The organism is Nocardioides sp. (genome assembly GCF_035703625.1).
Classification (GTDB): Bacteria; Actinomycetota; Actinomycetes; order Propionibacteriales; family Nocardioidaceae; genus Nocardioides.
Genome location: NZ_DASSXS010000074.1, coordinates 1 through 6,887, shown reverse-complemented (window position 1 = coordinate 6,887; position 6,887 = coordinate 1). Strand labels below are relative to the sequence as shown.

7 protein-coding genes and 1 tRNA gene are annotated in these 6,887 nt (G+C 71.3%); 5 read left to right on the top strand and 3 right to left on the bottom strand.

The window, feature by feature from the left end; translation table 11 throughout:
• A partial coding sequence (locus VFN12_RS03895; protein ID WP_325117275.1) for a hypothetical protein occupies nucleotides 1-265 on the top strand: 265 nt, incomplete at its 5' end.
• On the opposite strand, the gene VFN12_RS03890 is transcribed toward VFN12_RS03895, so the two are convergent.
• Nucleotides 247-320: transfer RNA gene (locus tag VFN12_RS03890), tRNA-Ile, on the bottom strand. The genes VFN12_RS03895 and VFN12_RS03890 overlap by 19 nt on opposite strands.
• An 83-nt stretch (nucleotides 321-403) precedes the next feature.
• Here VFN12_RS03890 and VFN12_RS03885 point away from each other — a divergent pair.
• Entirely contained in the window at nucleotides 404-1,015 is a 612-nt protein-coding gene (locus tag VFN12_RS03885; RefSeq protein ID WP_325117274.1) for a hypothetical protein, read from the top strand.
• Nucleotides 1,016-1,036: 21 nt separating this feature from the next.
• Here the strand turns inward: VFN12_RS03885 and VFN12_RS03880 are convergent, their stop codons facing one another.
• The gene (locus VFN12_RS03880) at nucleotides 1,037-1,243 is read right to left on the bottom strand and encodes a hypothetical protein (RefSeq protein WP_325117273.1); all 207 of its coding nucleotides are present in this window, start codon (nucleotides 1,241-1,243) and stop codon (nucleotides 1,037-1,039) included.
• Nucleotides 1,244-1,360: 117 nt separating this feature from the next.
• On the opposite strand from VFN12_RS03880, the gene VFN12_RS03875 reads away from it, so the two are divergent.
• Nucleotides 1,361-2,539 (top strand): cytochrome P450, encoded by a 1,179-nt coding sequence (locus VFN12_RS03875; RefSeq protein ID WP_325117272.1) that lies wholly within the window; start codon nucleotides 1,361-1,363, stop codon nucleotides 2,537-2,539.
• On the opposite strand, the gene VFN12_RS03870 is transcribed toward VFN12_RS03875, so the two are convergent.
• Nucleotides 2,515-3,942: a serine/threonine-protein kinase gene (locus VFN12_RS03870; RefSeq protein WP_325117271.1), complete on the bottom strand. Its 1,428-nt coding sequence runs from the start codon at nucleotides 3,940-3,942 to the stop codon at nucleotides 2,515-2,517. The two genes, VFN12_RS03875 and VFN12_RS03870, sit on opposite strands and share 25 nt — an antisense overlap.
• Nucleotides 3,943-4,072: 130 nt before the next feature.
• Between VFN12_RS03870 and tyrS the strand changes: the two genes are divergently transcribed.
• Nucleotides 4,073-5,350 carry a tyrosine--tRNA ligase gene (gene tyrS / locus VFN12_RS03865; protein WP_325117270.1) on the top strand — a complete coding sequence of 426 codons (1,278 nt, stop codon included), beginning with the start codon at nucleotides 4,073-4,075 and terminating at the stop codon, nucleotides 5,348-5,350.
• The gene (locus VFN12_RS03860) at nucleotides 5,347-6,429 is read left to right on the top strand and encodes an alpha-hydroxy acid oxidase (protein ID WP_325117269.1); all 1,083 of its coding nucleotides are present in this window, start codon (nucleotides 5,347-5,349) and stop codon (nucleotides 6,427-6,429) included. The genes tyrS and VFN12_RS03860 overlap by 4 nt, the downstream gene beginning before the upstream one ends.
• Nucleotides 6,430-6,887: the final 458 nt, after the last annotated feature.

The following is a 6,887-nucleotide window of genomic DNA, read 5'->3' as shown; positions in this document are numbered from 1 at the left end:
CGGCCCCGCCGACCCGCGCCTGTGGCGGGTCGTCGAACCGGCGCTGGAGGTGTGGAGCGACCTCGCCCCGCTCCCGGCCCTGCGCGCGGCCCTCCCCGCCGGGCTGCAGCTCGCTCGGCTTGCGCGGGTCGAGTGCTGGGCCCGGTGCAGTGTCTCCATGAACGACGCCGAGCTGGCCGAGTGGGGCGGAGCGGTGCCCCGGTGGCTGGAGACGCTGCTGCTCGCCTCGCCTCTCGGCAGCGTCGGTGGGGCGGGTCGGACTTGAACCGACGGCCGAGCGATTATGAGTCGCTTGCTCTAACCAGCTGAGCTACCGCCCCCTGCAGTGGGGGAGCCTATCGACGCCCGCGCCGAACACCGGCGCGGACCAGCCGTCGGTCGATACGCTGCCGCGGTGCGCTCGATGCCCTCAACCCCGCGGGTCGTGACGGCCGGCGTGCTGCTTCTCGCGGGGGCGGCGTGCAGCCCCGGGTCCGGGCCCGCGGTTCCGGCTCCCTCCGGCGCGCCCGCCATCCTGGACGTCGACTGCGTCGACCTCGAGCACGGCGGGCAGCATCTCGCACTCGACCTCGTCGGCGGCCTGCACGCACTCGACCTCGACCGGGCGGCGCTCAACGCCGACTTCTCGGCGGGGCGCGACCTGGCCGTGGAGCAGCTGGCGTGGGTACTTCTGGGAGCCCGGAACGAGAAGGACGCGGACGGGGTGGTCTACGTCTGGGCCACGGACCGGAGCTCCCGGTTCCCCGCGGTCGAGTCGATGCGGCGGACCATCTTCGAGTCGTCGGGGACGCAGGCGAGGCTCGAGGACCTCGAGCTCGGGCGGACCACGATGGCCGGCCGGCCGGCCGAGAGCGCCGTCGTACCCGGTTCGGACGGTGAGTACGACGCGTGGACGTTCACCGTGGGAGCGACACGCTTCATCGTGTTCGCCCACCAGAACCCGGGTTCCGGAGCGTTCGACCTGGCCGGGCGCCTGCCGGCTCTCCTGGTCGCGGGGCACTGCCCCGACGCCTGACCGGACGACGGCGGCCCGACCTCACCGCGACGGTTCGGGCGCGTCCTTGCACTGGATCTTGGGGTTGACCCCGATGTAGTTCAGCGGTCCGGCAACGACGGTGAGCGCCGTGTCGCCGAACGTCTTGCAGCTGACGTCCCTGTCGTCGCCGAAGTAGCCGCGTTGGAAGGCGGCAATCAACCCGATCACCAGCCAAATGGCGACGACGAGCCCGAACAGACCCCTCATGGCTCCATCCTTCCCGCGCGCCACGGCGGCGCGTCCTGCCCCTGTCCTACCAGAACGCGCAGCGATCCGTCCCGTCGGGCCGCCCCCGGTCCGGACCGTTGTGCTAGAACGTGTTCCATGCCGCTGTTCGAGCCGCGCTCCGGTGACACGTGGCGCGACCCGTGGGCGTCGTACGCCGAGCTGCGCGAGCTCGATCCGGTGCACGACGCCGGTGGGTTCTGGGTGCTCAGCCGCTTCGCCGACGTCTACGACGCGGCGCGCGACACGGCGACGTACTCCAGCGCCCGGGGTCTCACCATGACCGACGGGGAGACCGAGCTCGACCTGGTCGAGGGCTTCGCCCCGATGGTCATGCTCGACCCTCCGGACCACACCGTGTTCCGACGGATGGTGGCCCGCGGCTTCACCCCGCGGCAGGTCAGCGACCTGGAGCCTCAGGTGAGGGCGTTCGTGCGCTCGCGGCTCGCCGAGGTTGCCGAGCAGGGTGAGACCGACATCGTCGGGGCCCTGCTCAAGCCGCTCCCGAGCCTGCTCGTCGCGCACTACCTGGGCGTGCCGGAGGAGGACCGGCCCCGGTTCGACCGCTGGACGGAGGCCATCGTGGCCGCGACCGCCGACGCAGATGCGGCGGCCAGTGCCGGGGCGGCCGCCGAGATGTTCGACTACTTCACGCAGCTCATCGAGCGCCGCCGCGCCGACCCGGGTGAGGACACCGTCTCGCAGCTCGTCCGGGCCGGCGACGACGTGAGCGTCCTGCAGATGCTCGGCTTCGCGTTCACCATGGTCGCCGGCGGCAACGACACCACGACCGGTCTGCTCGGGGTCACCCTCGAGCTGCTGACCGAGCACCGCGACCAGCGACAGGTGCTGGTCGATGACCCGGATCTGATACCCGACGCGATCGAGGAGCTGCTCCGGCTCGCCAGTCCGGTCCAGGGCCTGGCCCGCACCACGACCCGCGAGGTCGAGCTGCGGGGACGTCGGATCCCCGCGGGCGCACGCGTCCTGCTGCTCTACGCCGCCGCCAACCGTGACCCCCGCGAGTTCGGCCCCGATGCCGACCGTCTCGACGTCGTGCGCGCTCCGCGCCGGATCCTCGCCTTCGGCCACGGTGCCCACCACTGTCTCGGTGCGGCCGCCGCGCGGCTGGCGGCGCGCGTCGTGCTGGAGGAGCTGCTCACGACCCTGCCGGACTTCGTGGTGGACGCCGCCGCTGGCGCCTTCGCCCCGGGACACTACGTGCGTCGCTACGTCACGCTGCCGTTCTCGGCTCAGCTCTCCCCGGCGATCTTGTAGTCACCGTCGTCGAACTCGAGTGTGAGGCTCACGTCGTCGGTCGAGTCCCCGGAGCCCGGACCCGAGCTGTCCATCTCGTAGGCCACCGTGTAGTCGACCGTGAGCGAGTCCGGATCGGCCTGAACCGACTGGAGCTCGGCGCTGTCCACCCGGTCCCAGAAGCTCCGGTAGCCCGCCAGGCCGCCGCTCTCCTGCTGGAAGCCCGCGGTCAGCATCGTGAATCCCGCTGCGGGGTCGGCGGCCGCGGTGACGAGGTAGCTGCCGATGAACTGCTCCATCCCCTGCTCCGTCGGCCCCGTGTCCGGACTCGGCGAGTTCGACGGAGACGGCGAGGGGGACTGCGTCGCCGACCTGGTGCCGGTCGGGTCCGGCGTCCTCGACGTCTGGTCCCCGGCGGCGGGCGTTCCCTCGTCGGGGCCCCGGGAGGCGAGCGCTGCCCAGACGATCAGGCCGACCAGGAGGGCCACTGCGCCGGCGACGAGCAGAGGCCCGACGGCCCTTCGTCGCCGGTGGGTTGCGTCGGCCGCGACGGGCGGCACCGCCTGGGGCAGAACCTCCGTGCGACCCGACTCCGGAGGAGCTGCTGCCGCGATCGGTGCGGGGTGCACCAGGGTTCCGTCCGGACCCGCGTGCAGGGCGTCCCGGACCTGCTGCATCGACCAGCGGTCGGCGGGGTCGCGGGTCATCGTCGCCTCGAGCAGCGGCGCCAGCCAGCCCGCGTCGGGCAGGCGCGGGGGCTCCTCGTGCACGATCCGGTACAGGGCGCCCATCAGGTTGTCGCCGACCTCGTACGGCGGCCGCCCGGCGAGCGCGTGGAACAGCGTGGCGCCGAGGGACCACACGTCGCTCGCGGTCGTGGCCATCTGACCCGATGCCACCTCGGGCGCGAGATAGGCGGGAGAGCCGGTGACGAGCCCGGTCTGGGTCAGCGAGGCGTCCGCCTCGGCACGCGCGATGCCGAAGTCCGAGAGCTTCACCTGCCCGTCCTCGGTGACCAGGATGTTGGACGGCTTCACGTCGCGGTGGACGATCCCGGCCGCGTGTGCGGCCGTCAGGGCGTCGGCCGCCTGCCGGATGAGGGGACAGGCCTGGTCGGGCGTCAGGGCGCCGTCTCGTTGCACGAGGCCGGAGAGGGTCACGCTCTCGACGTACTCCATCACCAGCCAGCGCTCGTCGTCCTGGGTGATCAGGTCGAAGATCGCGACCACGTGCGGGTGGTTGAGCCGCGCCGCCAGCCGGGCCTCGCGCTCGGCGCGGGCGAGGTCCGCCGACTCGCCGCCCGGAGCCGTGCCGATCCGCTTGATCGCGACGTCGCGACCCAGCGTCTCGTCACGCGCGAGCCAGACAGCGCCCATGCCGCCTCGACCGATCTCCCGGTCGAGGGTGTACCTCCCTGCGATCAAGTGCTGCCCTTTCCCTCCTACCGGATCCTACGATGGCCCTCGAATCCCGCCCGGGGAAACCGGGTGGGCGACCGCTCGCGGGATGCGGCAGGCTGGTCCCTGACGTACCCCGACCCCGGAAGGCCCACGCGTGTCCATCGACCCCACCCTCCTCGACGACCTCGAGTGGCGCGGCCTGATCGCCCACTCGACGGATCTCGACGCCCTGCGCGAGGCGCTGGGCCAGGGGAGCGTGCGGTTCTACGTCGGTTTCGACCCGACCGCGCCGAGCCTGCACATGGGAAGCCTGGTCCAGATCCTGACCGCGCGCCGGCTGCAGGAGGCCGGCCACACGCCGTACATCCTGGTCGGCGGCGCGACCGGCATGATCGGTGACCCCAAGGAGTCGGGCGAGCGCACCCTCAACTCGCTCGACACCGTCAAGGACTGGGTCGAGAAGGTGCGCAGCCAGATCGAGCCGTTCCTCTCGTTCGAGGGCGGCAACGCAGCCACGATGGTGAACAACTACGACTGGACGGCGTCCATGTCGGTCATCGACTTCCTGCGCGACATCGGCAAGCACTTCCCCGTCAACCGGATGCTGGCTCGAGAGGTCGTCAGGTCCCGGCTCGAGGCGGGGATCAGCTACACCGAGTTCAGCTACGTCCTGCTCCAGTCCATGGACTTCCTGAGCCTGCACCGCGACCACGGAGTCACCCTCCAGTTCGGCGGGAGCGACCAGTGGGGCAACCTCACCGGGGGAGTCGAGCTGGTCCGACGCTCCGACGGCGACCAGGTGCATGCGTTCGCGACACCCCTGATCGAGAAGGCCGACGGCACGAAGTACGGCAAGACCGAGTCCGGGGCCCTCTGGCTCGACCCGGAGATGATGTCGCCGTACGCCTTCTACCAGTTCTGGCTCAACGTCGAGGACGAGAAGGTCGTCGAGCTGCTCAAGATCTTCACGTTCCTCGACCGTGACGAGATCGCGCAGCTCGAGGCGCAGACCGCCGAGAAGCCGTTCCTGCGGGCCGGGCAGCGCGCGCTGGCCGAGCACGTCACGACTCTGGTCCACGGTGCCGAGGAGACCGGGCACGCCCGTGCCGCGTCGGCGGCCCTCTTCGGTGGCGGGGACCTGCGCACCCTCAGCCCCTCGACCCTGGCCGCCGCGCTCACCGAAGCGGGCGCCGCGCGCGTGGACGCGGGACAGGAGGTCCCGACGATGGTCGACCTCCTCGTGCTCTCCGGACTCGCCCGCAGCAAGGGAGAGGCGCGGCGGACCGTCGGCGAAGGTGGCGCCTACCTCAACAACGAGCGGATCGAGGATCCCGACTTCGTCCCGTCCGACGCTGACCTGATCGGCGGCTCCTGGCTGGTGCTGCGTCGGGGCAAGAAGAAGTTCGCGGGCGTGGAGCTGGCTCGCACGTGACCCGTCGGTGGCTCGACCAGGTCGAGACGCTGGCCCGGGAGGCACTGCCCCCGGCCGTCTTCCGGTACGTCGCCGAGGGCGCCCGCAACGAGATCTCGCTCGGCGAGGCGAGCGCCGCCTGGGACGCCATGAGGCTCGCACCCAGGGTGCTGCGCGACGTGCGCACGGTCGACACCCGCACCACCCTGCTGGGCGCCGACTTCGCCGTTCCCCTGGGGATCGCCCCGATGACGCTCCAGCGTGCCGCCGATCCCGGTGGCGAGGTGACGATGGCGGCCGCCGCTCACCTCGCGGGCGTCCCGATGGTGCTGTCGAGCAACGCCGGCAGCACCTTCGCCGACGTCGCGTCCACCGGGGCCCACTGGTGGCTCCAGGCGTACGTCGCCGCCGAGCGCAGCGACACGGTGCCCCTGCTGGAGTCGGCGGTGGCCGCCGGCGCGGAGGCCGTCGTGCTCACCGCGGACACCCCCCTGATCGGGACCCGCTACTCGCTTCCGGAGGGTCCCGGCGTCTGGGAGGTCGCCGACCCCGCCTGGGTCGGGGCCAACGCGACCACGCCGACCGGAGCGGACCCCGAGAGCCGTGCCAAGGCCATGGACCTCGGTCCGGCCGACATCGGCTGGCTGGCGGAGACGACCGGCCTGCCGGTCGTCGTCAAGGGGGTGATGCGTCCCGACGACGCCCGCCGGTGCGTGGAGGCAGGCGCCGCTGCGATCTGGATCTCCAACCACGGGGGACGTCAGCTCGACCAGGTGCTCGCCACAGCCCACTGCGTCGCGGGCGTGCGCGCCGCGGTGGGGGAGTCCGCGCAGGTCTACGTCGACGGCGGGATCCGCAGCGGCCTCCACGCGCTGATCGCCCTCGCGCTCGGTGCCGACGCCGTGTTCGTCGGGCGGCCGATCTTCCACGCGCTCGCGGCAGACGGAGGAGCCGGGGTCGACCGCGCACTGCGGGAGTACGCCGACGAGCTGGTGGAGTCGCTGCGCCTGGCCGGCTGCGCCAGCCCGCAGGATGCCCGCGGGATCGTGGCCCCGACCCCCACAGCCGGCCCCTCCAACCGGCCCGAAACCCGTCTCTGACCTGCGCTGACACCACTGTGGCCCGGCTCACCGCGGGTCGATTTGTGTCAGCGCGATACGTCCCCTAGTGTTCTCCGAGTCGCCAGAGCGGCGGGAAGCAAGATCCGATGGATCGGGCATCCGGCTCCGGTTGACCACCTCCAAGTCACACCTCGACGGGTGGGCGGGTGCGTGTCCGGAAGGACAGCCCGACGATCCCGGCGAGATCCGTGCGCGGAGGTGAGCGGCAGGGCAGGACCCCCGAATTGGCGGGCGGAAATGCAGCCGCTAAGGTTTACGACAGCCCCAGGGCTCGCCGCCAAAAGCGGTCAGAGCGTGGTGCGCGTCTGATTTTTGAGAACTCAACAGTGTGTCAATAGTCGATGAATTATTTTGTATGCCCTGTTGATGATCCTTTTTGGGTTGTTGATGGTTTGATGATGATTCTGGCGATAGCTAGGGTTTGTTGTCAGGTGTTG

What these genes read in the sequence shown, in the direction of transcription:
- VFN12_RS03875 (WP_325117272.1), top strand. Translation starts at nt 1,361, where the DNA reads ATGCCGCTGTTCGAGCCGCGCTCCGGTGACACGTGGCGCGACCCGTGG.
- VFN12_RS03880 (WP_325117273.1), bottom strand. Translation starts at nt 1,243, where the DNA reads ATGAGGGGTCTGTTCGGGCTCGTCGTCGCCATTTGGCTGGTGATCGGG.
- VFN12_RS03885 (WP_325117274.1), top strand. Translation starts at nt 404, where the DNA reads ATGCCCTCAACCCCGCGGGTCGTGACGGCCGGCGTGCTGCTTCTCGCG.